Origin of the sequence: Flavobacterium sp. Root935 (assembly GCF_001429295.1) — a bacterium.
Classification (GTDB): domain Bacteria; phylum Bacteroidota; class Bacteroidia; order Flavobacteriales; family Flavobacteriaceae; genus Flavobacterium.
The window spans coordinates 151,906-178,695 of the sequence record NZ_LMJL01000011.1; the positions used below are offsets into that span (position 1 = coordinate 151,906).

28 protein-coding genes are annotated in these 26,790 nt (G+C 31.9%); 12 read left to right on the top strand and 16 right to left on the bottom strand.

Translation table 11 applies throughout. From position 1 onward, the window contains the following. Positions 1-123: 123 nt before the first annotated feature. A complete protein-coding gene (locus ASE40_RS14545) occupies positions 124-642 on the top strand; it encodes a shikimate kinase (protein ID WP_057117808.1) in 519 nt (172 codons plus the stop codon). Here ASE40_RS14545 and ASE40_RS14550 read toward each other — a convergent pair. Together ASE40_RS14550 and ASE40_RS14555 are read right to left on the bottom strand one after the other, a co-directional pair. After that, complete coding sequence (locus ASE40_RS14550; RefSeq protein ID WP_057117809.1) at positions 634-1,134, bottom strand: phosphoribosyltransferase domain-containing protein; 501 nt, start codon at positions 1,132-1,134, stop codon at positions 634-636. The genes ASE40_RS14545 and ASE40_RS14550 overlap by 9 nt on opposite strands. 127 nt (positions 1,135-1,261) lie before the next feature. Next, positions 1,262-1,654, bottom strand: a complete 393-nt coding sequence (locus ASE40_RS14555; RefSeq protein WP_057117844.1) for an RNA-binding S4 domain-containing protein — start codon at positions 1,652-1,654, stop codon at positions 1,262-1,264. 79 nt (positions 1,655-1,733) lie between these two features. Here ASE40_RS14555 and ASE40_RS14560 point away from each other — a divergent pair, with 79 nt between their 5' ends. After that, complete coding sequence (locus ASE40_RS14560; protein WP_057117810.1) at positions 1,734-2,903, top strand: FKBP-type peptidyl-prolyl cis-trans isomerase; 1,170 nt, start codon at positions 1,734-1,736, stop codon at positions 2,901-2,903. A gap of 155 nt (positions 2,904-3,058) precedes the next feature. On the opposite strand, the gene ASE40_RS14565 is transcribed toward ASE40_RS14560, so the two are convergent. The 3 genes from ASE40_RS14565 to ASE40_RS14575 all read right to left on the bottom strand — a co-directional run bounded on the left by ASE40_RS14565 (position 3,059) and on the right by ASE40_RS14575 (position 5,531). Beyond that, positions 3,059-4,012, bottom strand: a complete 954-nt coding sequence (locus tag ASE40_RS14565; RefSeq protein ID WP_057117811.1) for a transketolase family protein — start codon at positions 4,010-4,012, stop codon at positions 3,059-3,061. Between the two features lie 75 nt (positions 4,013-4,087). After that, entirely contained in the window at positions 4,088-4,939 is an 852-nt protein-coding gene (locus ASE40_RS14570; RefSeq protein ID WP_057117812.1) for a transketolase, read from the bottom strand. A 271-nt stretch (positions 4,940-5,210) separates the two neighbouring features. After that, the gene (locus ASE40_RS14575; protein WP_057117813.1) at positions 5,211-5,531 is read right to left on the bottom strand and encodes a hypothetical protein; all 321 of its coding nucleotides are present in this window, start codon (positions 5,529-5,531) and stop codon (positions 5,211-5,213) included. Between the two features lie 418 nt (positions 5,532-5,949). Here ASE40_RS14575 and tgt point away from each other — a divergent pair, with 418 nt between their 5' ends. The 10 genes from tgt (at position 5,950) to ASE40_RS14625 (ending at position 16,232) form a co-directional block, all read left to right on the top strand. Further along, entirely contained in the window at positions 5,950-7,080 is a 1,131-nt protein-coding gene (gene tgt, locus ASE40_RS14580) for a tRNA guanosine(34) transglycosylase Tgt (protein WP_057117814.1), read from the top strand. An 83-nt stretch (positions 7,081-7,163) separates the two neighbouring features. Further along, positions 7,164-8,252, top strand: coding sequence for an LptF/LptG family permease (locus ASE40_RS14585; protein ID WP_057117815.1), 1,089 nt, complete (start codon positions 7,164-7,166; stop codon positions 8,250-8,252). Continuing rightward, a complete protein-coding gene (locus tag ASE40_RS14590; RefSeq protein ID WP_057117816.1) occupies positions 8,239-9,129 on the top strand; it encodes a DMT family transporter in 891 nt (296 codons plus the stop codon). The genes ASE40_RS14585 and ASE40_RS14590 overlap by 14 nt, the downstream gene beginning before the upstream one ends. Positions 9,130-9,241: 112 nt before the next feature. After that, the gene (locus ASE40_RS14595; RefSeq protein WP_057117817.1) at positions 9,242-10,195 is read left to right on the top strand and encodes an acetyl-CoA carboxylase carboxyltransferase subunit alpha; all 954 of its coding nucleotides are present in this window, start codon (positions 9,242-9,244) and stop codon (positions 10,193-10,195) included. A 140-nt stretch (positions 10,196-10,335) separates the two neighbouring features. Then, the gene (dnaB, locus tag ASE40_RS14600; RefSeq protein ID WP_057117818.1) at positions 10,336-11,880 is read left to right on the top strand and encodes a replicative DNA helicase; all 1,545 of its coding nucleotides are present in this window, start codon (positions 10,336-10,338) and stop codon (positions 11,878-11,880) included. Between the two features lie 136 nt (positions 11,881-12,016). After that, positions 12,017-12,358 carry a hypothetical protein gene (locus ASE40_RS14605; RefSeq protein WP_057117819.1) on the top strand — a complete coding sequence of 114 codons (342 nt, stop codon included), beginning with the start codon at positions 12,017-12,019 and terminating at the stop codon, positions 12,356-12,358. Positions 12,359-12,383: 25 nt separating this feature from the next. Then, positions 12,384-13,019, top strand: a complete 636-nt coding sequence (locus tag ASE40_RS14610; protein WP_057117820.1) for a hypothetical protein — start codon at positions 12,384-12,386, stop codon at positions 13,017-13,019. A gap of 30 nt (positions 13,020-13,049) precedes the next feature. Beyond that, positions 13,050-13,841: a sensor histidine kinase gene (locus ASE40_RS14615; RefSeq protein ID WP_057117821.1), complete on the top strand. Its 792-nt coding sequence runs from the start codon at positions 13,050-13,052 to the stop codon at positions 13,839-13,841. Positions 13,842-13,956: 115 nt separating this feature from the next. Continuing rightward, entirely contained in the window at positions 13,957-14,622 is a 666-nt protein-coding gene (locus ASE40_RS14620; protein WP_057117822.1) for a response regulator transcription factor, read from the top strand. Positions 14,623-14,972: 350 nt separating this feature from the next. Next, complete coding sequence (locus tag ASE40_RS14625; protein WP_057117823.1) at positions 14,973-16,232, top strand: hypothetical protein; 1,260 nt, start codon at positions 14,973-14,975, stop codon at positions 16,230-16,232. 2 nt (positions 16,233-16,234) lie between these two features. Here the strand turns inward: ASE40_RS14625 and ASE40_RS14630 are convergent, their stop codons facing one another. The 11 genes from ASE40_RS14630 to thrS all read right to left on the bottom strand — a co-directional run bounded on the left by ASE40_RS14630 (position 16,235) and on the right by thrS (position 26,279). Then, a complete protein-coding gene (locus ASE40_RS14630; RefSeq protein WP_057117824.1) occupies positions 16,235-17,038 on the bottom strand; it encodes an endonuclease/exonuclease/phosphatase family protein in 804 nt (267 codons plus the stop codon). Between the two features lie 70 nt (positions 17,039-17,108). After that, on the bottom strand, positions 17,109-17,276 hold the full coding sequence (locus ASE40_RS22050; RefSeq protein ID WP_157848514.1) for a hypothetical protein: 168 nt from the start codon (positions 17,274-17,276) through the stop codon (positions 17,109-17,111). Between the two features lie 144 nt (positions 17,277-17,420). Then, positions 17,421-18,089 carry a response regulator transcription factor gene (locus ASE40_RS14640; RefSeq protein WP_057117826.1) on the bottom strand — a complete coding sequence of 223 codons (669 nt, stop codon included), beginning with the start codon at positions 18,087-18,089 and terminating at the stop codon, positions 17,421-17,423. 9 nt (positions 18,090-18,098) lie between these two features. Next, positions 18,099-19,721, bottom strand: coding sequence for a tetratricopeptide repeat-containing sensor histidine kinase (locus ASE40_RS14645; RefSeq protein ID WP_198530122.1), 1,623 nt, complete (start codon positions 19,719-19,721; stop codon positions 18,099-18,101). Between the two features lie 170 nt (positions 19,722-19,891). Beyond that, positions 19,892-21,565 carry a tetratricopeptide repeat-containing sensor histidine kinase gene (locus tag ASE40_RS14650; protein ID WP_057117845.1) on the bottom strand — a complete coding sequence of 558 codons (1,674 nt, stop codon included), beginning with the start codon at positions 21,563-21,565 and terminating at the stop codon, positions 19,892-19,894. A 217-nt stretch (positions 21,566-21,782) separates the two neighbouring features. Further along, a complete protein-coding gene (locus tag ASE40_RS14655; protein ID WP_057117828.1) occupies positions 21,783-22,217 on the bottom strand; it encodes a carboxymuconolactone decarboxylase family protein in 435 nt (144 codons plus the stop codon). 78 nt (positions 22,218-22,295) lie between these two features. Beyond that, the gene (locus ASE40_RS14660; RefSeq protein WP_057117829.1) at positions 22,296-22,868 is read right to left on the bottom strand and encodes a Crp/Fnr family transcriptional regulator; all 573 of its coding nucleotides are present in this window, start codon (positions 22,866-22,868) and stop codon (positions 22,296-22,298) included. A 150-nt stretch (positions 22,869-23,018) separates the two neighbouring features. After that, on the bottom strand, positions 23,019-23,363 hold the full coding sequence (gene rplT / locus ASE40_RS14665) for a 50S ribosomal protein L20 (protein WP_008464948.1): 345 nt from the start codon (positions 23,361-23,363) through the stop codon (positions 23,019-23,021). A gap of 102 nt (positions 23,364-23,465) precedes the next feature. Further along, positions 23,466-23,663 (bottom strand): 50S ribosomal protein L35, encoded by a 198-nt coding sequence (rpmI, locus tag ASE40_RS14670; RefSeq protein WP_007810722.1) that lies wholly within the window; start codon positions 23,661-23,663, stop codon positions 23,466-23,468. A 98-nt stretch (positions 23,664-23,761) separates the two neighbouring features. Continuing rightward, complete coding sequence (infC, locus tag ASE40_RS21740; protein ID WP_373428954.1) at positions 23,762-24,316, bottom strand: translation initiation factor IF-3; 555 nt, start codon at positions 24,314-24,316, stop codon at positions 23,762-23,764. 16 nt (positions 24,317-24,332) lie between these two features. Further along, entirely contained in the window at positions 24,333-26,279 is a 1,947-nt protein-coding gene (thrS, locus tag ASE40_RS14685; RefSeq protein ID WP_057117832.1) for a threonine--tRNA ligase, read from the bottom strand. Positions 26,280-26,790: the final 511 nt, after the last annotated feature.

The following is a 26,790-nucleotide window of genomic DNA, read 5'->3' on the forward strand; positions in this document are numbered from 1 at the left end:
TAATTTCTTGAATGCGGGTGCAAATATAAGGAGTTTATTTTGAAGTTTCCAAGCAAATTTATTATAAATTTGTCTTTTTTTTGGAAAAATTTCCAATTGCTTAGTTTATAAGGTTTTATTAGTATGAAGAAAATTGTATTGTTAGGTTATATGGGTTGCGGAAAGTCGACAATCGCCCAAAATTTGTCAAAAATCACGAATATTCCGTTCTTAGATTTGGATAAAATTATCGAGGAAAGAGCAAAAATGTCAATAAATGAGATTTTTGAGAAGCACGGAGAGATCTATTTTCGAAAATTAGAGCACCAAATTTTTGTTGAATTATTGCAATCTGCCGAAAACAATATTATCGGATTAGGAGGAGGAACTCCCTGTTATGCTAATAATCATGAATTGTTAAAAGGAGAAGATGTTATTTCTATATATTTAAAAGCATCAATTGATACTTTATATAGTAGATTAATATATAATAAGAGTAAGCGTCCCTTAATTGCAAATATGAATGAGGAAGAGATGAAAGAGTTTATTGCGAAACATTTGTTCGACAGAAGCTTTTATTACAATCACGCGCAACATAAAGTCTCGGTAGATGATAAGTCTGTCGAAGAAACGGTTAAGGATATTTTAGATATTCTAGCTTAAAGAAGCATAGTCTCCGTTTTCTGAGTCGAAAACAACTTGGACGTGCTCTAATAATGAAGTTGAAAGTGAAATGCCCTTAAAGTCTGCCTTTACAGGGTATTTTTTATGGTTTCTGTCAACAAGCACTGCTGTTTTGAATTTTTTGAGAGGTACATCTAAGAAATGACGAACAGCATAGATTAATGTTGTTCCTGAATTTAGAACATCATCAACAAGAACTAATCCTTTGTTTTTATACTCCTCGGGACTTAATGAAGTTTGTATTGGCTCCTGTGGATTTTGCTTGTTTACTTTTACTTCGCAGATTGATACCTTTAAGGTTGAAATGCTGCTTAGTGCTGTGGCAATTTTTTCGGCAAAAACATATCCATTTGAAGCAATTCCAGCAATAACGACTTCTTCCTCGTTTACAAATGTTTCGTAGATTTGATAGGCAATACGTTTTATTTTATGCTCGACTTCTTGATTGGTTAAGATGATGTTGCTGCTCATAATTTATTTTTTTGCTAATATAATTAATTTAAATTCCATTATAAAAAATCCAAATTTCAATTTTTTCAGAAGAAATTCTAAATTGGAATTGGGTATTTAATTTTTGGGTTTTTCAAAGTTTTGAAATTTATTCCGTTTCTTCTTCTTCGTCAAAGATTTCATTTCCGTACTCATCGATATCTCTTCGGTCTTTTTTAGTTGGACGTCCTGTTCCGCTTTTTCGGTAATGTTCTTTAGAAAGTTTTAATAGCTCTAAATGCGCGTAAGCTTCTGGAGGTGTTTCGTTTTTACGGTAAATATCAACCAACTTTGCTCCAACACGACTTTCAGGAATGTCTAGAACAGTTATAATTTGGGTAATTTGATCTTTTCTAAAAGTAATTCGGTCTGTAGGGAAAACTTCTTTTGATGGTTTAGCAACCTGCCCATTTACAGTGATGTGATTCTTTTTACAGGCCTCAGTAACCATGTTTCTAGTCTTATAATATCGAACGCACCATAAGTATTTATCTATTCTCATAATTTTTCTAAAATCCAAGTTAAATTCTTTACAAAAATAAATCAATATTGTATCTTGCGCACCTAAAAAAATCATAATAATGAATAAATTTAAATATTATTTTGTTTTATTACTTGCTGGTATTGCCATCGTTTCTTGCAGCAAAAAGGACGATGACGAGGTTGTAGTAACTCCTGTAAGAGATTATGCAGTACAGTATAAAGCAGATAATGATTCTATTGAAAAATTTTTAAAAAGTAATTATATCGAAAATGTTACAGCTGATTTTGATGTTAAAATATCAAAAATTACAGATGCAACAAGTCAAGTTTCTATTTGGGATCAAACTACATATAAATTAGAGAGCAGAGATGTGTATAGTGATGGTATTACTTATAAAGTATATTATTTAACTTTGAGAAAAGGTGCTGGCGAATCTCCAACTAATACAGATAAGGTTTCAACAGCATACTCTTGTTATTTATTAAATGGAACTCTCGCTGATTCTTCTTATGGTCTTCCGTTTACGGCTAATTTATTTCCATATGCTAATTCAAATACGGTAATACAAGGATGGGCGGAAATTCTTCCAAAGTTTAAAACTAGTAGTTCGTCTACTGTTTCAAATGATGGTACTATAACTTATAATGATTATGGAGCTGGAGTTATGTTTTTGCCTTCAGGTCTTGCATATTATGCTAATAGTAGTAGTGCTATTCCTGCATATACACCAATATATTTTACTTTTAAATTATTTGACTTGCAGAGAATGGATAATGAATACAATTCATCAAGTAGCGGAATAGTATTTATTGGTGATGGTGTTCCTGATTATTTAGAAGATGTTAACGGAGATGGATATCTTTATGATTTTAGAAATACAACTAAATATCCTAATCCGCCTAAAGAGTTGATTGATGATACTGATGGCGATGGAATTGCAGATTTTCTAGATTTTGATGATGATGGAGATGGTTTTACAACAAGGTTTGAAATTACTAAAGCAGCAGGCGAAGTTGGTGTAGTAAATGGTTTTAACTATGGAATTAAACTTTACTTTCCATGGGATCCAGTTGTAGATAATCCGTTAACGCCGAATGTAGATGAAACAGAGCCGAGAGGAATTCCTAGAAGGCCAACAGGAGAACTTGCAAATCCTAGTTTACCAGAATCTGCTACAAATGTTAGAAAGTACATTGAGGCAGATTATACGGAAAATCCAAGAAAAAGAATTCATTTAGATAATACTTATCCGATAAAGATTAATTAAATTCGATAAATTAAAAAGCCCTGAAATTATATTTCAGGGCTTTTTTTATGGTCAATATTATGTTGTTACTTTTATGAAGGTTGGTGTATTGATAAAAACAAAAAACCTCGAAATCTATATTTCGAGGTTTTTTTATAAGTAAGAAAATTTAAAAATTATTTTCTTTTGATAACTCTTTCTACAGCTTCAACAATTGCTTGATTGTTTAGTTTGTATTTGTTCATTAACTGCTCTGGAGTTCCAGACTCACCAAAACTATCTTGTACAGCTACAAATTCTTGTGGAGTTGGATTGTGTAAAGCTAATACTCCTGAGACGCTTTCTCCAAGACCTCCAAGGTAATTGTGCTCTTCTGCAGTTACAATACATTTCGTTTTTGCCACTGATTTTAAAATTGCTTCTTCGTCAAGTGGTTTAATTGTATGGATGTTGATTACCTCAGCAGAAATTCCTTTTGCTTCTAGAGCTTCAGCAGCTATAAGAGCTTCCCAAACTAAGTGACCTGTAGCAACAATAGTTACATCAGTTCCTTCGTTTAGTAGAATTGCTTTTCCAATTACGAATGGTTCGTCAGCAGGAGTAAAGTTAGGTACTACTGGACGTCCGAAACGTAAATAAGCAGGACCGTGGTGATCTGCCAATGCTATAGTTGCAGCTTTAGTCTGATTGTAGTCACAAGTGTTGATTACAGTCATTCCTGGTAACATTTTCATTAAACCAATATCTTCTAAGATTTGGTGAGTTGCTCCATCTTCTCCTAAAGTTAAACCAGCGTGAGAAGCACAGATTTTTACATTTTTGTCTGAGTAAGCAACAGATTGACGAATTTGATCGTAAACTCTTCCTGTAGAGAAGTTAGCAAAAGTTCCAGTAAAAGGAATTTTTCCACCAATTGTTAAACCTGCAGCGATTCCGATCATATTAGCTTCTGCGATTCCGATTTGGAAAAAACGCTCTGGGTGATTTTTTTTGAAATCATCAAACTTTAATGATCCAATTAAGTCGGCGCATAATGCAACTACATTTTCATTTTTTTGACCTAGTTCAGTCATTCCCGCTCCAAAACCTGAACGAGTATCTTTACTTCCTGTATTTTCGTATTTTTTCATTTTTGTCTTTTTGCTGTACGCAATAGGCTATAGGCAATAGGTGTAAAACTTATTGCTTAAAGCTTATAGCTTTTTTTAATAATCAACTTGGTCTTTAGAGTAATTTTGAGCTAGAGCTTTTTCTAATTGCTCATCGTTTGGAGCTTTACCATGCCAAGCATGTGTGTGCATCATAAAATCTACTCCATTACCCATTTCAGTATGTAATAAAATACAAACTGGTTTTCCTTTTCCTGTTCTTGATTTTGCGTCATTCAATCCAGCAAGAATTGCATCGATATTGTTTCCTTCTGCAATTTCTATAACATCCCAGTCAAAAGCTTCAAATTTAGCGCGAAGACTTCCCATTGGCAGAACTTCATCAGTTGTTCCGTCAATTTGTTTTCCGTTAAGGTCTACTGTTGCGATTATATTATCTACTTTTTTAGCAGATGCATACATAATTGCTTCCCAGTTTTGACCTTCCTGCAATTCTCCATCTCCGTGTAAAGTATAGATTAAGTGATTGTCGTTGTTTAATTTTTTAGCTTGCGCTGCTCCAAGAGCTACAGATAAACCTTGTCCTAATGAACCAGAGGCAATTCGAACTCCAGGTAAACCTTCGTGAGTTGTTGGGTGTCCTTGTAAACGAGAATCTAATAATCTAAAAGTAGCAAGTTCTGAAATTGGAAAATAACCGCTTCTAGCTAATACGCTGTAGAATACAGGAGAGATGTGTCCGTTTGAAAGGAAAAATAAATCTTCTCCAATTCCGTCCATATCAAAACCTTCTTTGCGGTCCATAATATTTTGATATAGTGTTACCAAAAATTCAGTACAACCTAATGAACCACCTGGGTGTCCAGAGTTTACAGCATGTACCATTCTAAGAATGTCTCTTCTTACTTGGATCGTTAAATCGCTTAATTGTTGTGTGTTAGGCTTCATTTATATGTAAAATTTTAAACTGTAGCAAAAGTAATTGTTATTTTGCGGGGAGACAAATGATTTTCTGCTTTAGTTTGTTTCAATTGTTAAATTTTTGTAGTCTTTTTTTAATGAAATAAGAAAAATATACTCTTTTAGGATCGTTTTTGATGATGAGGTGTTGAAATCAAATTACTATTGTGATTGTTTTTTGATTCTAAAATATAAAAAAAATAAGCCCTTGTTGAAGGACTTATTTGTTATGATTTTTAAATGATATAGTATTTTAAATTTAATTGGTATCGCTTTCGCTGTAAAAATTATTTTCTTCATCTTCTGAGCCAATATCTTCTTGCTCGTCGTCAAGTTCAGATCCTGGAACGTCTAAGTCATTACCAATTTTATCACTGTTTTGTTTCCATTCATGATTATTGTCTTGATTGATAATGCGTTCGCCAGAAATTCCTTCTGGATCAATATCCTCTAATTTATCTTCTTGATTGTAAATGTCTTCATTTGCTGGATAATCTAAATTTTCTAGATTTCTTTCGATTTGCTCATCCTTAATTTGGTCCAAACGATCTGCAGGATCTCTTTCTTCTGAATTTATCATGATTTCTATGATTTAAAATTGATAGTAATTTCTATTTAATTAAAATTAAGAAATAATGCAGTCGTTATGTTACATATTAATAATGTGATTGTTGTAGTTTTTACATTTGATAAAAATTGGTTCTGGCTTCACGCTGAGGTCTTCGCGTTAGGGATAGGAGCGGCATCCTTTTGTGATAAATGTCTGGTCTTGTCTGGAAATGAAACCTTCTTGAACAAAAGATATAGCGGATAGCCCGGCCGTAGGAAACGCCCAAATAACTTAATAGTTAGATATTAAATGCTGGAAGTTTAAGGTTTCAAGTTTCAAGTTGATTCCAATGATCATCTAATTTTCTAATTGGTAAATTATGTAATTAAATTTCTCTGAAATTAGCTTATCTTTGCCGTCCCGAAAGGTCGGGAGAAAAAAGAAACAGATGAAGTTTGATTTATTACAAAAAGATCCGCAGTCTAAAGCTAGAGCGGGAAGTATTACTACAGATCACGGAGTTATAGAAACTCCTATTTTTATGCCGGTTGGAACGGTTGCATCTGTAAAAGGAGTGCATCAGCGTGAGCTTAAGGAAGAAATTAACCCAGATATTATTTTAGGAAATACATACCACTTGTATTTGCGTCCGCAAACCGAGATTCTTGAAAAAGCAGGAGGATTGCATAAATTTATGAACTGGGATCGTAATATTTTGACTGATTCTGGAGGATATCAAGTGTATTCTCTTTCTTCAAATAGAAAAATTAAAGAAGAAGGGGTAAAGTTTAAATCGCACATTGATGGATCTTACCATTTTTTTACACCAGAAAATGTAATGGAAATTCAGCGTACCATTGGAGCCGATATTATTATGGCTTTTGATGAATGTACTCCGTATCCTTGTGATTACAGATATGCGCAGCGATCTATGCATATGACGCATCGCTGGTTAGACCGTTGTATTAATCACTTGGAAAAAGTTCCTTATAAATATGGTTATGAGCAAACATTTTTCCCAATTGTTCAAGGAAGTACTTATAAAGATTTACGCCAGCAGTCTGCTGAATATATTGCAAATTCAGGTCAGCAAGGAAATGCTATTGGCGGACTTTCTGTTGGTGAGCCGGCTGAAGAAATGTATGCAATGACCGAAGTTGTCTGCGAAATTCTTCCAGAAGATAAACCTCGTTATTTAATGGGAGTTGGTACTCCTATTAATATTTTAGAAAATATTGCGTTAGGAATTGATATGTTCGATTGTGTTATGCCAACACGTAATGCAAGAAACGGAATGTTGTTTACAGCAAACGGAACTATCAATATCAAAAATAAAAAGTGGGAAGCCGATTTTTCTCCGATTGATGAAATGGCACATACTTTTGTTGATACCGAATATTCAAAAGCATATTTACGTCACTTGTTTGCTGCAAATGAATATTTAGGAAAACAAATTGCAACAATTCATAATCTTGGGTTCTATATGTGGTTGGTTCGTGAAGCTAGAAAACATATCTTAGCGGGAGATTTTAGACCATGGAAAGAAATGATGGTTAAAAATATGAGTCAAAGACTTTAAAAGTTTTAAGTTTCAGGTTTCAAGTTTCAGGTTCTCTGCAGGCCGTGAAACTTGAAACCTGAAACGAAACAAACAAAATATATATGTTAACAATAATAGATAAATACATTTTAAAAAGATATCTGGGGACTTTCTCTGTTATGCTTCTTTTATTCGCTCCAATCGGAATCGTAATTGACGTTTCTGAAAAAGTAAATAAAATGTTAGAAAACAAGATTCCGTTTGGAGATATTGCATTCTATTATTACAATTTCACGATCTATTTTATCAATTCGCTTTTTCCGATATTTTTGTTTTTATCGGTAATTTGGTTTACTTCAAAACTGGCCAATAATACGGAGATTATTGCAATTTTAAGTTCTGGTATTTCGTTTACGCGTTTTTTACGTCCTTATATTATTGGAGCAACAATAGTGTCGCTTTTTGTATTGTTAATGGGATTCTTTATAGTTCCTGCGGCAAGTGAGGGCTATAATAATTTTAGATATACGTATTTAAAAGGAAATGGAAAAGAGCTCATGCGGGGCGAAAATACAAATGTCTACAGACAGATTAACGATCACGATTTTATATTTGTAAATAGTTTTAACGAAGAATCTAAAACAGCTTTTAATTTCTCGTTGGAGCATTTCGAAAAAGAAAAACTAACTTATAAAATTACTGCAAGTCGTATTAAATGGGATCCTAAAAAAAAGATTTACATTTTATATGATTATACCAAAAGAACGGTTGGTGATTTAAATGATGTAATAGAAAAAACTCCAGAAAAAAATGTTGCTTTTAAGTTCGAGTTAGCAGATTTAACGCCTGTTGTTTATATCGCAGAAACTTTGACTTTAGGCAAATTATACGATTTTATTGAAAAAGAAAGAAAAAGAGGTTCTGGAAATATCAATACCTATTTAGTAGTTCTTTACAAAAAATACAGCGTACCAGTTTCAGCTTTTATTTTAACCATTATTGCTGTTGCGGTTTCGTCTATGAAACGTCGAGGCGGAATGGGAACGAATTTAGCAATCGGGATTGCAATTGCTTTCTCATTTGTGTTTTTTGATAAAATATTTGGTACACTTGCCGAAAAATCTACATTCTCACCTTTATTAGCTGTTTGGTTCCCAAATATTGTTTTCGGAATCCTGGCAGTTTACCTATTACGTAATGCGAAACGATAATTTAAAAAGTTATTTAAATCTTCACTTAATTGTTTTTATCTGGGGTTTTACAGCCATTTTGGGCGCTCTAATTACTATTGATGCCGAAAATCTGGTTTGGTTTAGAATGTTGCTGGCTGGGATTTTTCTTGGCGGTTTTATTGCTTTTAAAAAACAATCTTTTCAAGTTCCAGTAAAAGAATTTTTTAAGTTAATCTTTGTTGGATTGCTTATAGCACTTCATTGGATTTTCTTTTTCAAGGCTATCCACGTATCTAACGTTTCTATTACGCTTTCTATTTTCTCTTTAGGAGCTTTTTTTGCGTCTTTATTAGAACCTTTATTCTACGGAAGAAAAGTATTGTGGTATGAAGTTTTCTTTGGACTAATAATTATTGCAGGTTTAGGATTGATTCTTCAAGTAGAAATAAAATATCTGCAAGGTGTTTATTTTGCTTTGGCTTCGATAATATTAGGAGTTTTATTTACTTTAATGAATGGAAAATTAATTGCGGATCATGAACCTTCTGTAATTACATTTTATGAGTTTGGTGCGGGAGTTTTTTTTATTACTATTTATTTTTTATTTCAAGGAAAATTCACGGCAGATTTCTTTTCAATGTCTTTAAATAACTGGGTTTTATTATTGATTTTATCATCCATATGTACGGCTTATGCTTTTACTGCTTCTGTAAAAGTCATGCAGCGATTAACTCCCTATACAGTAATGTTAACGACTAACTTAGAGCCTGTTTATGGTATCGTTTTAGCGTATTTTATTTTAGGCGGAAAAGAAAAAATGAGTGTCGAATTTTATATAGGAGCTGTTATAATTATCATAACAGTTATTCTAAATGGTGTTTTTAAACATTATAATAATAAGAAAGAAAACTTGTAATAGTTTACTTATTTTTAAATTGCATTTTTATACTTTAAATAACAATTAACTTCGCCAATGATATAATATTTTTATATTTGCGGTTCGATTTACAAACAAAATTCAAAAATCCATGGAATATTTAGATTTTGAGCTTCCAATTAAAGAACTTGAAGAACAGTTAGAAAAGTGCGTTATTATTGGAAAAGAATCTGACGTTGATGTAACGCCGACTTGCAAGGAAATCAACAAGAAATTAGAACAAACCAAGAAAGATATATACAAAAACCTTACGGCTTGGCAGCGTGTACAATTGTCAAGACATCCAAATAGACCTTACACTTTAGATTATATCAAAGCTATCTGCGGTGATACTTTCTTAGAGCTTCACGGAGACAGAGGTTTTAAAGATGATAAAGCAATGGTTGGTGGTCTTGGTAAAGTAAACGGACAATCGTTTATGATTATTGGTCAGCAAAAAGGTTTTAATACTAAAACACGTCAATATCGTAATTTTGGTATGGCTAATCCTGAGGGATACCGTAAAGCTTTGCGTTTGATGAAAATGGCAGAGAAATTCGGAATTCCAGTTTTAACTTTAGTAGATACTCCGGGTGCATATCCAGGACTTGAAGCTGAGGAACGAGGACAAGGGGAGGCTATTGCTAGAAATATTTTCGAAATGGTTCGTCTTAAAGTGCCAATTATCACAATTATTGTTGGTGAAGGTGCTTCTGGAGGAGCTTTAGGAATTGGTGTTGGAGATAAAGTATATATGTTAGAAAATACTTGGTACTCTGTAATTTCTCCAGAATCTTGTTCTTCTATTTTATGGAAGAGCTGGGAGTACAAAGAGCGTGCAGCTGAAGCTTTGAAGTTAACTTCTTCTGACATGAAAAAACAAAAATTAGTTGATGATGTTATTCCAGAACCGCTAGGCGGAGCACACTATGACCGTGAAACAACTTTCAAAACGGTTGCAGAATACATCACTAAAGGATATAATGAATTAAAAGACTTATCAACAGCCGACTTAATTGCCCAGAGAATGGACAAATACAGTAATATGGGCGAGTATAAAGAGTAAATTCATAAAAAGAGACTTAAAATCCGAAGCCTTACCGTTTCGGATTTTTTTTTGGTTATCAACAAATCAATATTATTTATAAACAATTATTAGTTATAACTCGATAGCAGATTTTTTTTAAATTTCGCTACTTTCGCTATATGGAAAATTTCAAAAACTTAAACCCTGTAAAGGTAGATAAAACCACAATTATTAACTTAGAAAAAGGTAAGCTCCCTCCGCAAGTAATTGATTTGGAAGAGGCTGTGCTTGGTGCTATGATGATTGACAAAAAGGGGGTAGATGATGTAATTGATATTTTACAGCCTGATGCTTTTTACAAAGATGCACACAAACACATTTTTGAAGCAATTTTGCAGCTCTTTACCGAAACACAGCCAATTGATATATTGACGGTTTCGACTCAATTAAAGAAAAATGGAAAATTAGATTTAGCAGGAGGAGATTTTTATTTAATTCAGCTTACGCAGAAAATTGCTTCTTCTGCGCATATCGAATTTCACTCGCGTATTATTCTTCAAAAATTTATTCAAAGAAGTTTGATTAGAATTTCTTCTGAAATTATCGAAGAATCTTATGATGAAACTACAGACGTATTTGATTTGCTTGATAAAGCAGAATCTAAATTATATGAAGTAACTCAGGGAAATATCAAACGTAGTTCTGAAACTGCTCAGAGTTTAGTTCTTCAGGCGAAAAAACGTATTGAAGAAATTGCAGGAAAAGAAGGTTTGAGTGGTGTTGCAACTGGTTTTGAAAAATTAGACGAAGTAACTTCTGGATGGCAGCCTTCCGATTTAATTATTATTGCGGCTCGTCCTGGTATGGGTAAAACGGCTTTCGTACTTTCGATGGCAAGAAACGTGAGTATTCAGTTCGGACATGCAGTAGCAATTTTCTCTCTGGAGATGGCATCAGTACAGTTAATTACGAGGCTTATTTCTTCTGAAACAGGATTGTCTTCAGAAAAATTAAGAACAGGAAAGTTAGAAAAACATGAGTGGGAACAATTAAGTACTAAAGTAAAAAACTTAGAAAAAGCCCCGTTGTTTATTGATGATACACCTTCGCTTTCGATATTCGATTTACGTGCAAAATGTCGTCGTTTGGCTTCACAGCACGGAATTAAATTAATTATTATTGACTACTTGCAGTTAATGACTGCTGGAGGTAGTGGTAAAGGGGGAGGAAACCGTGAGCAGGAGATCTCTACAATTTCCCGAAACTTAAAGGCTTTGGCAAAAGAGCTAAACGTGCCGGTTATTGCACTTTCGCAGTTGTCGCGTGCCGTTGAAACGCGTGGATCTAGTAAAAGACCTTTACTTTCGGATCTTCGTGAATCTGGAGCGATTGAGCAGGATGCCGATATCGTATCGTTTATTTATCGTCCTGAATATTATAAAATTGAAGAATGGGATGATGACGAACAATCATCTACAGCTGGTCAGGCAGAATTTATTATAGCCAAACACCGTAATGGTGGTTTGGAGAATATTCGTTTGAAATTCCTTGGACATCTTGGTAAGTTCGATAATCTCGAAGACTTTACGGGAGGTTATGATGATTTACCTTCAAAAATGAATCATGATGATAACCCTTTTATAACCAAAAATTTACCTTCAGCTAATGAAGCATTTGGAAGTAATTTGAACGATGATGATGATGACAGCGATGTTCCATTCTAATAAAATATAAAAGCCTTAATTTTAAGGCTTTTTTTATGTTTGAATGTTAATTTTTTAATTAAAATCAGTAGTTTAGCCAAACCAATTATAAACTATTAATTTTTTTTAGATTATTAACCAATAACAAATTTAAATTATGAATGAAGAAGCTTTTCCAGGGCCTATCAGGGTTCCCTTGTCTACTGCCAAAGAATGGGAGAAAAAGTATGACGACGATACTACTGTCGAAGATCGTGCAAAAAAAGTTAAATCTTATTTGATACCAAGAGAAAGTTTAGAACTGGTTTTAAAACTTAATACCGAAGCTGTTCGTGCATATATTGGTATTAATGATGATAATGAAAAAACTTTACTTTTTGTTGGTGCTAAATACGACGAAAAAACCGGTAAGTACGTTGATGTTTACGGACCTGGTGACGGCGTTGAAAACGGAGGAGATGTTGTTTATGATGGTTCACGTCCGAGCCCTCCATTTTAATTTTAAATATTTTAAGTAAAAAATAATGGCTGATTTTTTAATATATTCAGGTTATTCCATTTTATTAATTAATCTAATATTATATGCATATAGCTTTTTCCGAAAGGAAAAAGCTAATGTTTTTTTTGTTAGTTACCTAGCTTTTGCATTTCTTATGCAAATATCAATGGAGACACTATTTCACCTTAAAATGAATAATTTATTTCTCGTAAATACTTTTTTTATAGGTCAAATGATATTTCTGGGTTTGTTTTATTATTCAATTTTAAAAATAAAAATCCAAAAACAATTTGTAAAAGTTAGTCTTATTGTGGCTTTGCTTGTACTAACAATACAATTTGTTAATGATCCACAGGAATTTTTGAAATTTAATTTATTTGAAATTACATTAACATCATTGTTGATTGTTGTTTTTGCATTACTTCATTTCTATAATATGCTTACCGAAAATAAAACATATTACTATGCAAGTATGGGAATAATCATTTATTTACTGTCAAGTACAGTATTGTTTATTATAGGTAATCTTACTTCTACCTTGAATAACGATGTAAAATATTTAAGCTGGATGTTTAATGCATTTTTAAATATAGTCTATTATCTTTTTATTATGTACGAATGGAAGGTCAGTTTTTCAAGAAAAAAAGTTTTACAAGGTTAGTCTGTAATTGTGTACCATAAATAAATACATATGAACACCCATTCAATTCCTGATAAAGAGCTAGTTGCAATTATATTATATATATCCCTTTTTTTTATAGTTGTTGCAGTTGCATTAATTATATTCTTTTACTATTCCCGAAAAAAAATCATTCAAAAAGAATTAGAGAAAAAAGACTTAGTCCTTCAATATCAAAAAGAACAGCTCCATGCGATTATAATTACTCAAGAAGAAGAACGTAAAAGAATTGCACAAGACCTTCATGATGATATTAGTTCAAAATTAAATATTGTTTCCCTAAACAGTCATTTGCTTACCGCGCCAAATCTTACAGAAACAGAAACGGCAGAAATTACAGAGAACATCATTAATCTAACAACCAAGGCATTAGAAAATTCTAGAAAAATCGCCCATAATTTATTACCGCCGGTTTTTGAAAAATTCGGTTTAAATGCTGGTATAGAAGAGCTGTGTGAAGAATTTGAAACTAGTAAATCTGTAAAAACACATTATAAAAATGAAATCGATTTTGATGATAAAGATATCGATCGACATTTACATGTTTTTAGAATTTTACAAGAGTTGATGAATAATTCAATGCGACATGGAAAAGCAACAGAAATATGGATTTCATTTATTAATAGAGATGGAATAAATATTTGTGATTATGAAGATAATGGAGTTGGTTTTGATAGTGCAAATGCTGAAAATCAAAAAGGACTTGGAATGAAAAATATTGACAGCCGTATATCGTTTTTAGAAGGAACTATAAAAATTACTTCTGAAATTAATAACGGAATCGCAGTAAATTTTACTTTTTAATCTAGTTTTTGTATTAAAATAAGATTTTTACTCAATAAAACAAGCTAAATGGACTTTTTATAAATGATATTTCGTAAATTCGGCATACCAAAACAAACGACCAAAATCAAATTAAATGAATGCTGCTATTAAAATTGCCCTAGTCGATGATGAAATTTTGTTTCGAAAGGGAATTTCTTTTTTATTGCAGAGAGAAGAAAATTTTGATGTTCTTTTTGAAGCTTCAAACGGAGATGAACTTATTTCTCAGTTAAATAAAAATGAAATTAAGCCCGACATTATTATAATGGATTTAAAGATGCCAGTTTTAAATGGTGTCGAAGCTACAAAAATCATAAGGAAATCGTTTCCAGACATTAAGATCATTGCTCTGACAAGTTATGATACAAAATCATTTATTGCCAATATGATTCAGGTAGGTGCGGTTGCTTATTTAATAAAAAATACCACCCCAAAAGATTTAATACACACTATTAATGAAGTAGCTGCAAAAGGATTTTATTATAACGAAAGCGTTTTAAAAACAATTCAAGAAACAATAGTTTCTCCTAAGAATTCAAAAGGCGGTTTAGAAACTAATTTTCTTTCTCCTCGTGAAGTGGAAATCCTGCAATTGATCTGTCAACAGAAAACAACTGCAGAAATTGCAGATCATCTTTTTTTAAGTCCAAGAACTATAGAAGGACACAGAAATAATTTACTGCTCAAAACAGAATCACGAAATATTGCAGGCTTAGTAGTATACGCCATTCAAAATGACTTAGCTGTTCTAACAATTTAAAATATTACGCTGTCAAAAATTGAATTGACAATACGTAATATAAGATGATTGTTATGACAAGAACACATAAACCTATTTTTTGAATTATATTCATACCCTTTTCTTGGTTATTACTATCATTAAACTTCATGGTGGTTGATTTTTTTTGCATTGATTAGTTTTATGACCTGGGATAGCAAATGTATATAGAATATTTTGCCACACTATAGGTGTTTTTACCTGTTTTTTTTAATATTGTAAATCAGGTATTTACCCCTGTTTTTATATTTAACATTCTATTATGCCAGAAAAAAATCTCACGATTCTTTTTTTAGATTCTTCCTTTATATCTTTACTAAAATAATTTTCGGATGAATAGGAGTTTATTCTACATTTTTATACTATTAATTACATTTAGTGCTCGAGCATCGTTTATCTTAATTCCGATGGATGAAACAACACAGCAAAATCACTTAAAGGCTTATGGTATAACATATTGGTGTTTAAGCAGAGATTACAAAGCAAGTTGGCTTTTGAATTATCGTGGCGGTTCTTTTTTACTGCCAGATGCAGAAGAGATTAGAAAAGAATGTAAAATTAGAGGGGTTAGTTTTGAAGTGATTTCAGATAGTGAACAAACTTCAATTTTAAATGAAATTTCGAGTCCTTCTCAAAATATGGAATCGGTAATTTTAGAAAAAGCTCCAAAAATTGCAGTATACACTCCAAAAGGAAAACAACCGTGGGACGATGCTGTAACGCTGGTTTTAACTTATGCCGAAATTCCGTTTACACCAATTTATGATGAAGAAGTGTTAAGCGATCAGCTTTTATTATACGATTGGCTGCATTTGCATCATGAAGATTTTACAGGTCAGTATGGAAAATTTTACGCTGCATATAAAAATACCCCTTGGTATATCGATCAGAAAAAAGATGCTGAAGCACTTGCAGCAAAATTAGGATATGATAAGGTATCTCAAGAAAAAGGTGCTGTTGCCAAGAAAATTAGAGATTTTGTTATTGGCGGTGGTTTTATGTTTGCAATGTGTTCTGCAACTGATAGTTTTGATATTGCCCTTGCAGCAGATGGGGTAGATATTTGCGAAACAATGTTTGATGGTGACCCAAGTGAATCAAATTACCAGTCAAAACTAAATTATAATAATTCGTTTGCTTTTAAAAACTTTACTTTAGAAAGAAAGCCAGAGGTTTATGAATTTTCAGATATCGATATGACTACCAAAAGACGTATCGCGATGGATAAAGATTATTTTACTTTAATGGAATTTTCTGCAAAATGGGATCCTATTCCTAGTATGCTTTGTCAAAACCATACGCAATTAGTAAAAGGTTTTATGGGACAAACCACTTCTTTTGATGCTTCATTAATAAAATCTAATGTTCTCATAATGGGAACTTGCGAATTAAATGGAGAATCTAGATATATTCATGGTGAAAAAGGAAAAGGAATGTTTACTTTTTTTGGAGGCCATGATCCAGAAGATTTTCAACATCAAGTAGGAGATCCGCCGACTGTGTTAGATTTGCATCCTAATTCTCCAGGATACAGATTAATTTTGAATAATGTATTATTTCCTGCTGCTAGAAAAAAGAAGCTTAAAACCTAATTTTAGTTTAAGGAGAATTCAAACCAAACCGGAATATGATCAGAAACTCTTCTAGCATTTTGTAGAGAATCATAATCTTCGTAGAATTTAATAACTCCTGAATTAATAAGCTTTAAATTGGAATCTTTGTAAAATATGTTGTCAAACTCAGAAGCTAGACAGACATTGTTTTTACATTTTTGCTTAAGTGTGGTTTTTTGATTTTTAAAAACCGATGAATATCCCATTCCTTTTAACGGATTAAAAACAGTATGTTTTTCGGGACAATTGAAGTCACCTAAAAAAACCAAGTTTAAATTCGGATATTGATTTGGTAAGAATTTAAAATATTTAATTTCAGTTTCAGGCTGTTTTTTTTTAGTTATAGCATGAAAATTAACCAGAGTGATCGCTTTTTTATTAATCTCGAAGGTAGCAAAATAAGGTTCTCGGTCAATTTCTAAGTTGTATTTTTTCTCGAGCCAAGGCTTATTTTTCAATTTGACTTTTTTTGTTTTCCAAATATAAGCATAGCGCTCAGTTTTATAACTACTGCTCGTTGTAGGATCACTGATACTATAATCCCATTTAAATCCTTTTTGATTTAGTAGTTCAGAAAGTTTAGCGACGCTTTGGGCACCGCCATTTCCAGCGACTACCTCTTGAATTGCAATTATGTCGTAAGTTGAAATTTGTTTAGCAATATAATTTAGCTCAATATCGGATTTTGACTTACCAAAATTTTCGATATTCCAAGATAGAACTTTGGTTTGAGCAAATGATAAAAATGTAAATAATAGTAAGAGAAGGCTTAGAACGTTTTTCATGTACAATTAAAAATGAAATCAAATATAGATATTTCCTATAATATGAATATCATACCTCTCTTATAATTAACTAGTGTTTTTTATATCTGTTTTTTAAGGCAGTACCAATAATGATGATTTGCAAAACAAGTAAAGCTGGAATAAAAATTATTTTCCAATCGATTTCCAGCCAGCCTGTTTTTTCAGAAACTAAAGCAAAACTAATTGATAAAAAAAGGCAAAGAAGCATTGTTTTCATAATAATTTTATTTTGAGTTGTGTTAATTTTTGCAAATAAAATAATAGCTTTATTTTTTGGTTTCATTAGAAGGTTAGTAGGTTATTTACAAATGTATATCTATCAAAGTTGTAATCCTTACGGAAAACCGTAAAGCTCATCAATTTATACTAGGCCAAAATCTTTAGCTATTGCAATTAGATGCACATTATTATTTGCTTTAAAATATATTTTTAATTTATTGATTCTCTTCTCAATACTACTCGTCCCATTAGGAGTAATAGATAAATCTTTAAATTCTTTAGAAATACTTTCTAAAATGTATCCTTGTGAAAGAAGTTTTAAGATCGAAATGTCATATGATTCAATTTCAATCAAAGATTTATCATTAAAGCTAAAAGATAAATCAGAAGAAAGTATTCTTTCCTCATTATTGTATGTGCTTTCAACGGCATTCTTTAGCTCAGTCATACTGTTTCGTCCTTTAGAAACGTATGCATTAATACCCAATTCATTAAAAAGAGTTTTGATTCTATAGCTTTTATCTTCGATAGAAAAAACAATTTTTTTTAATTGAGGCTGAACATGATTTACAGCCTCAATTAATTCATCTCCACTTGTTAAGTCGGCTTTTCTATGATCTAATTTAAATGACAAATCGGTAATTAAAAGATCATAAGGCTCTTTTTCCAGTAAAGCTTTTTTTACTTTGAGTAAGCCTTCATCACAATATTTTACATGGTCAATTACCGGAACCTCTAATTCTTCCAGAACTTGAACTACAGCGATGCTGATACTGTCTAAATCTTCGGCAACTAAAACTTTTTTAAACATATTTAAATCTTATATAGGGAATGTGAAACTTATTTTAAAACCTCTTTCTGTATTTTTGTCAAAATTAATAGTTCCTTTTATTGTTTTAATACGGTTTTCCACATTTTGTAGTCTTTTTTCTAAAATTGTATCTTTAGTTGTAATTTCAGTACTGTTATCAGTGCATACTACAGTAAGGCTTTTGTTATTTATTTTTAGTATAATGCTTATCAAAGTTGCATCGCTATGCTTTTTCATATTAAATAAAAGCTCCTGTAAAATTCTATAGAGTATTATTTTTCTATTTTTTTCGATTGTATTCCAAGAAACGACATCAAAACCATTTAGGATAATATTGACATCTTTAGATCTATACTCTGAAATCATTTCTTTTAAAACTGCTACATATCGATCATCTGTTGGAATTTGACTATTTTCTTTTGAAATGTTTCGTGTTTTTGAGTAAATGTTATTCAAGTGATAAAGTAATTTTTCTTTATTTTCTTCATTTTCCAGATCATTATCTTCTGCGAATAATAAAGTTTGGTGGACATTTATGGCAAGTTCATCATGTAATTTATTTGAAATTCGCATTTCACTTTTATATATGATATCTTTTTTTTCCCTTTTGCCTTTTGAGGTTATATAAAAGATTAAAAAAAGCAATATGAAAATGGAGAAAGATATGATAATGTAAGAAATAAAGCTTCTGTTTTTTTGTCTCTGCAGCTCTAATTCATTTTCTAATTTTTGAGTTTTGAGCTCTAGATTTTCTTCTTTGTCTTTTTTAGAATCGTATATTATATTGGCAAATTGATTTTTTGCTTTTTTTCTGCTAACAATAAGACTGTCAATTTTTTTACTATAAACTTTCCAGTGTTTTTTTGAATTTTCAGCATTATCCGCTTCGATTAGGGAAGCTAACATGTTGATTTCATTTGTTACAGATTTTGCGCTTTTTGCACAATAGTAAGCTTTTTCTGCGTTAATTTTTTTTAATACAGGATTGTGGTATTTTGAATAAAACAAATAAAAAGCGTAGTAGTTGCCGATTAATTCATAATCGTCATTGAGTTTTAGGGTTAATTCTAGGCTTTCGTTAAAGCATTTCAATGCCTCATCTTTATGGTCTCCTAGTCTTAAGTAAGAAAGACCTAGATTATATAGAATAGCTGCACGTTGAGCATTTGTATTTGAAGGGGTGATTTTATCTGCAATCTTGCACTTAGATATAGGTTCTAATAAATTTACCGCCTCTTGATATTTTTTCTGGTGCATATATGCAAATGCAATTTCAGACAATATTCTCGCTTTCCTAAATGTAGAGATTGCTTTTTTTAATGCTTTTCTATGATAATACAACGCTTTTTCATAATCGTACATATACAGATAGTTGTAAGCCATGAAGGTATAAGCGTTAACGGCATATTTTACATTGGTAGTTTTTTCTAAGTAAGGGAATGCTTTTATAAGTGTGGTTTCTGCTTCGTTATAATTACCATTTTGTTGGAGAATTTCGACCATATTGTTTAATGAACCAACATAATAATCTGCATAATCTGCTTTTGGGTAACATAACAATTGTGTTTTATTGAAATAAAAAAGGGCACTATCATTTTTTCCTGAATACCAAAAAGCATTAGATTTTTCCATCATTTGTTTAATTGCAACTGAACGATCGGTGTTGATGTGTATTACTTTATCGTTTTTTGCCTTAGAAAGCTGTATATAAAAGATCGTTGCCAAAATTATACCGAAGATTAGCAAGCAAAAAATAATGTGTTTTTTTTGAAAAAAGCGAAATAGAAACAAGTTCTTAATCATTATACTGGAACTTTAATTATAACCTTAAAACCTTTTCCTAAACCGGAATGAATTTCAGTATCACCTCTAACAGCATGAATTCGATTCTCAATATTGCTCAAACCATTTCTTAATATCATTTTATTTTTATCGATTCCTTTTCCGTTATCCGTGTAAGTGATAATTATAATATTCTCCAGTACTTTAAATGTTATTGCTGCTAAACTTGCATCACTATGCTTTTTCATATTTACGAACAATTCCTGTATAGTTCGGTAAATGGATGTTTTTTTATCTTCATTAATTTTATCCCAGTTAATAGTATTGAGACCATTTACTAAAATATTAATATTTGGAGTGTCAAATCCTGATATCATATCTTTTAGCGAAGCTACATAATTGTGATCGCTAATGGCAGGAGTATTGTCTTTAGAAATATTTTTTGTTCGGGAGTAGATATTGTCTAGTTTTTTTAATAAATGATTTCTGTTTTCTGGAGAAGTAAGATTTCTGTTTTCGACAAATGCCATTGTGTGATAAATATCATTAGCTAATTCATCATGCAATTTTTTTGAAATTCTGATTTCGCTCTGATAAGTTGCTTCAATTTTTTGACGATTATTTCGTAGTGTTAAAAAAAAGTACAGAAAAACAATTAGGCATGAGGCTAATACGATTATGATATATGATACAATGTTTTTGCTTTGCTGTTTTACTATTTGAAGTTCATTTTTAATTTTTTGAGCTTTTAATTTTAAGTTCTCTTCTTTTTCTTTTTTTGAGTCATATTTAATTTTTGCAAATTGATTTTTAGCTCTTTGTCTTACTTCAAAAATACTATCTATTACTCTTGTGTAAAGTAGAGCATTTTTTTTTGAATCAATATCAGAACTATTTTCTATGATAAATTTTAAAGCAAGTAAGCGGTCCTCAGTATTGCCCGATAGTGTATAGTTTTTATAACTTAATTTTGCATATTTCATTGCTAAATCGGCTTTATCATTTTGATAATATTCGGCGAGATTATAGTAGGTCCTGCCTAAACCCTCTGTATAATTTGCTTTAGACTTTATTTTTAAACTCATTTCAAAAAATGTCAATGCTTTTGAATTCTTGAGTTTATAATAACAATAACCTATATAATCTAATATTTTAGAATAGTTTTCAGGATTTTGTTGTACGATTTTTTCATTACTGATTGAAACAAAAATAGGAAGTGCTTTGTCGAACTTTTGTTGTTTTATGTAAATAACAGCGATATTATTTTTTGCTTCGAGTTTATTTATTTTATTAGTTTTTAACGTAAAAGCTTTAGAGTAATAATATATTGCAGTTGGATAGTCATAGGTGTAATAATAATTCCTTCCCAAAACACTATAGATATTCCATATATAATCAGAGTTGTTTAATTCATCTAAAAGCGGAACTGTTTCCATTGCTGTTTTAATGCTTCCAACAAAATCTTCATGGTCTTGTTGGATTTCGGCCATGTAGTACATGCAAGAAACATAACTTTTAAGATCTTTTTTAAGATTGCAGGCAACTCTTGCTTTGTTGTAGTAGAAAAAAGCGCTGTCAGTATTATTATGATTATTGTAAAACTTATTTGCTTTACTTATGATCTCCTTAATTTCGATTTCTCTGTTTATTTTTTTTGAGCTATCGACATTTTGCTTTCGACAAGATGTAAGCATTAACAAAGCAGTTATTAAACAAGTAATTATTTGCGCTCTTTTTGGAATCATGCGCCAAAAATAAATATTTCTAGAAATCTCAAAAGAGTATAAATACGGTATTTTTAATTATTTTTAAATAACGATTTTTTTAATTCTCATTTATAGATAAATACAAAAAGCCCTTTTAAACAAAGGGCTTTGCATAGTTTTAGGCTTGTAAATTTATCCTTATAAATTATACAGCTCTCAACCCAGTTGTAATAGCAAGTCTATTCCAAGAGTTAATTGTGATAATGGCAAGGATGATTTCAGCAAGATATTTTTCGTCAAAAAATTGTGCTGCGTTTTGGTAAACTTCATCAGAAACATGATTGCTAATTTGGGTTACCTGTTCGGTCAAAGCTAAAATTGCTTTTTCTTCTTCCTTATAAACATCAGCTTCACGCCATGCACTTATTAGGTAGATTCTCTGTTCAGAAATTCCATGTTTTCTAGCGTCAGCGGTATGCATATTTATACAAAATGCACAGCCATTGATTTGCGATGCACGAATCTTAATTAATTCTTTATGTACTGGAGTTAGTGAGGTAGTAGAAATATATTTCTCTAAATTCATTAAAGCTTGATAAGCGTCTGGAGCAACATTCGGGATAACAATTCTTGGTTTCATTTTTATATGTTTAAAAGTTCATTACAAAGGTCAGTAATGTATACTTTTAAAAACTTGAACTACTTCAAGAAAGTAAGATCACACTTTTCCAGCTCTTATTTTACTCATAAATTCAGCTGAAAAATCTAAATAGGAGGCAAGCATGTATTGAGGAACCCTTTGTACAAAATCTGGATTTAGATTATTAAAATGGTTATATCGTTCTTCTGCAGACATTGTAAATAGAAATTTAATTCTCATCTGCGCGGCGCCAAATGCTTTTTGAGCTACAATTCGAAAGTATCTTTCAAGGTTCGGAATTTGCGCAAGCAGTGACTCTAAAACTGATTTTTCAATTGCAATAACTTCAGTGGTTTCAACTGCTTGAATGTAGAAATGAGAGGGTATGTGATTGTGGTAACTTAAATAATCTGTTATCCACCAGTTTTCAATGGCGAATTGTAACGTTTGTTCTGTCCCTTTAGAATTGATAATATACTGACGCATGCATCCTTTTACAATAAAATACATAGTATTGCAAACTTGCCCTTCTTGTAAAACTAGATTCTTTTTCTTAATCTGTGTTATAGTTAAGCATGATTCAAGTATGTCAATTTCGGATGGCTCGAGTGGAACAAACTTCTGGATATGATCTAAAATTGTATTGTGCATTTGAGATTATAGTTTTAAGTAAATTTAATCTAATAATTTAATTCATAAACTAATAAAATTATAGCAGCTATATAAAAACAAAAAACCATCCCGCTTAAAGGATGGTTTTTTTATGATAAGTAAGTAATCTAAATTGAGTTTATAAAACGTTTATTTTACTTTATTAAGTATTGCTTTGAAAGCTTCTGGGTGGTTCATAGCTAAATCTGCAAGAACTTTACGGTTCAATTCGATTCCGTTAGCTTTAACTTTTCCCATGAATTGAGAATAAGACATTCCTTCTAATCTAGCTCCAGCGTTGATACGTTGAATCCATAATGAACGGAAATTTCTTTTATTCTGTTTTCTGTCACGGTAAGCATAGCTCATTGCTTTCTCTACCGCGTTCTTAGCAACTGTCCAAACGTTTTTACGTCTACCAAAGAAACCTTTGGCTTGCTTCATTATTTTTTTTCTTCTTGCTCTTTTAGCAACTGAATTTACCGATCTTGGCATAATTTTAAATGTGTTTTTGTAGCAGGCGTCCTGAATTGAATCAAAGGAACTTGAAAGCCATACTCCAAGGTTATATAAATAATTTTTTAACCTAAAGAATTATTAGATAATTCTTAATTGTTGTTTGATGCTTTTCATATCTGTAGAGTGAACTAGCGCTGAGTGTGTCAAAGCTAATTTACGTTTTTTAGATTTTTTAGTCAAGATGTGACTTTTAAAAGCATGCTTTCTTTTAATCTTTCCAGAGCCAGTAACTTTAAAACGTTTCTTAGCGCTAGATTTTGTTTTCATTTTAGGCATTTTTCCTAGTGTTTTAATTTATTCTTACTTACTTATTTTTTTGTTTCAAGTTTATAGTTTCAAGTTCAGAACTGAACACTGAGACTGTAAACTGAGAACTACTTCTTTTTCTTCGGAGCAATGAACATAATCATTCTCTTTCCTTCCAAAACAGGCATAGCTTCAACTTTACCATGTTCTTCTAAATCTTGAGCAAGACGTAATAATAGAATCTGACCTTGATCTTTGTAAATAATAGAACGTCCTTTAAAGAAAACGAAAGCTTTTAATTTAGCTCCTTCTTTTAAGAATTTTTCAGCGTTCTTTCTTTTGAACTCATAATCATGCTCATCAGTTTGAGGACCGAATCTAATTTCTTTTACAACAACTTGAGAAGATTTAGCCTTTAATGCTTTGTCCCTCTTCTTTTGCTCGTAAACAAATTTCTTGTAGTCCATGATTTTACAAACCGGCGGTTCTGCGTTTGGCGAGATCTCAACTAAATCCAATTCAAATTGGTCAGCTAAACGTAACGCTTCTGCGATTTTGAAAACGCCAGGCTCAATATTTTCACCTACAAGACGTACCTCTGGAACACGAATAAGATTGTTTATTCTGTGTGCGTCTTTTTTTTCTACTCGAGGTTGAAAACCTCTGTTGCTTCTTATTGCTATGACTTTATAATTTAAGTTAAACTGTAAAAACTTTTAATGTCTTTTTTATTTCTTCGTTTACAATCGAAGCAAATTCTTCAATAGAAACGGTAATGTTACCTTTTCCTTCTTGCCCGTGACGACGAATAGAGATTGTACCATTTTTCTCTTCTTCTTCACCTACAATTAGCATAAAAGGGATTTTCTGCATTTCTGCATCTCTGATTTTCTTGCCAATTGTCTCGTTTCGATTGTCAATTAGGGCGCGAATTTCGTGATTTTCTAGCAAATCTAAAACTTTTTTAGCATAATTTTCGTATTTCTCGCTCAAAGACAAGATTATAGCCTGTTCTGGCATTAGCCAAAGTGGGAAATTTCCTGCTGTATGTTCTAGTAGAATTGCTATAAAACGTTCCATCGATCCAAAAGGAGCTCTGTGAATCATAACTGGTCGATGTAATTCATTATCAGCACCTTTGTAAGTTAATTCAAAACGTTCTGGTAAATTGTAATCTACCTGAATTGTTCCTAATTGCCATTGTCTTCCTAAAGCATCCTTAACCATGAAATCAAGTTTCGGACCGTAAAAAGCAGCTTCGCCATATTCTACAACAGTATTTAGACCTTTGTCTCTTGCTGCGTTAATAATAGCGTTTTCAGCTTTTTCCCAGTTCTCATCTGTTCCAATGTATTTTTCTCTGTCTTCTTGGTCTCTTAACGAAATTTGAGCAGTAAAGTTTTCAAAACCTAATGAACCAAATACATATAGTACAAGGTCTATTACTTTTTTGAATTCTTCGTCCAATTGTTCTGGAGTACAGAAAATATGCGCATCATCTTGAGTAAATCCTCTTACACGAGTCAAACCATGTAATTCTCCCGATTGCTCATATCTATATACAGTACCAAATTCAGCGTAACGCTTTGGTAAATCTTTATATGACCAAGGTCTTACATTGTAAATTTCACAGTGGTGAGGACAGTTCATTGGTTTCAATAAAAATTCTTCACCTTCTGCAGGAGTATGGATTGGCTGAAAGCTGTCTGCTCCATATTTTGCATAATGTCCAGAGGTTACATAAAGTTCTTTCTGACCAATATGTGGAGTTACAACCTGCTCGTAACCTGCTTTCTTTTGTGCTCTTTTTAGAAATTGCTCCAAACGATCTCTCAATGCAGCTCCTTTTGGCAGCCATAAAGGTAAACCTTGACCAACTTTTTGAGAGAAAGCAAACAATTCAAGTTCCTTCCCTAATTTACGGTGATCACGACGCTTAGCTTCTTCAAGAAGTTCAAGGTATTCAGTTAGATCTTTTTGTTTAGGAAAAGAAGTTCCGTAAACACGAGTCAGCTGTTTGTTCTTTTCATCTCCTCTCCAGTAAGCTCCAGCCACACTCATAATTTTTACAGCTTTGATAATTCCAGTATTCGGAATATGGCCTCCACGGCATAAATCTGTAAAAGTAGAATGGTCGCAAAAAGTAATAGTTCCGTCTTCAAGATTAGAAATCAATTCCGTTTTGTAAACATTATCTTTATACATCTCTAAAGCTTCTGCTTTGCTTACAGGACGCATTTTAAAATCATGTTTCTCTCTCGAAATCTCAAGAACACGGTCTTCAATCTTTTTGAAATCTGCTTCAGATATCTTCTGATCTCCAAAATCTACATCATAATAAAATCCATTAGCAATTGCAGGTCCAAGGGTTAATTTAATTCCTGGGTATAATTCCTCAAGAGCTTGAGCCATTACGTGCGAAGTCGAATGCCAGAAAGCTTTTTTACCTTCAGCATCATTCCAAGTATATAATATAAGATTACCGTCGGTCGTTAATGGAGTTTCGGTTTCAATAGTTGTACCATTAAAAGATGCAGAAATCACATTTCTTGCAAAACCTTCGCTAATGTTTTTAGCGACCTCCATTGGAGTAACGCCTGAAGCGAACTCTCTAATTGACCCATCGGGTAAAGTAATCTTGATCATTGTTTATAATTTTGTGAATGCAAATATAGGTGATTACAAAAACACATACAATATATATGTATAAGTTTACTTTTATATCTATTGCAAGCATCATTATATATAAGTTGAATTATATGGTTATATATATAGGACTAAAAAAAATCCGTCAGGCTGAGCGAAGTCGAAGCCTCTCACAATGATTTGGAATTTAAAATTTGGAATTTGCTTTAAAATAAGAAGCATAATCCCGCTGTCCGTTCCAGTCTTCTTCTTTTTAAAGAAAAAAGCAGAAGGATTTTCTCTGAATCCTCGGGACTGTCAGGGCTGGGGCATATATTTTTAAAAGAACATTAGAATAAATAAGGAATATAAAATCTCTTAAAGTGCCGGCACAGGGCAGTAAAAATTAAAAATTCTGCAAAAATGGAATGTAATATCGGAGTTAAATTGAGGAAATGCTGTTCTGGCAAAGAAAAAACTGACAATGGTTCAAAAAAGCTGATAATGTAAATGGAGAGTTATCAGTGTGTTA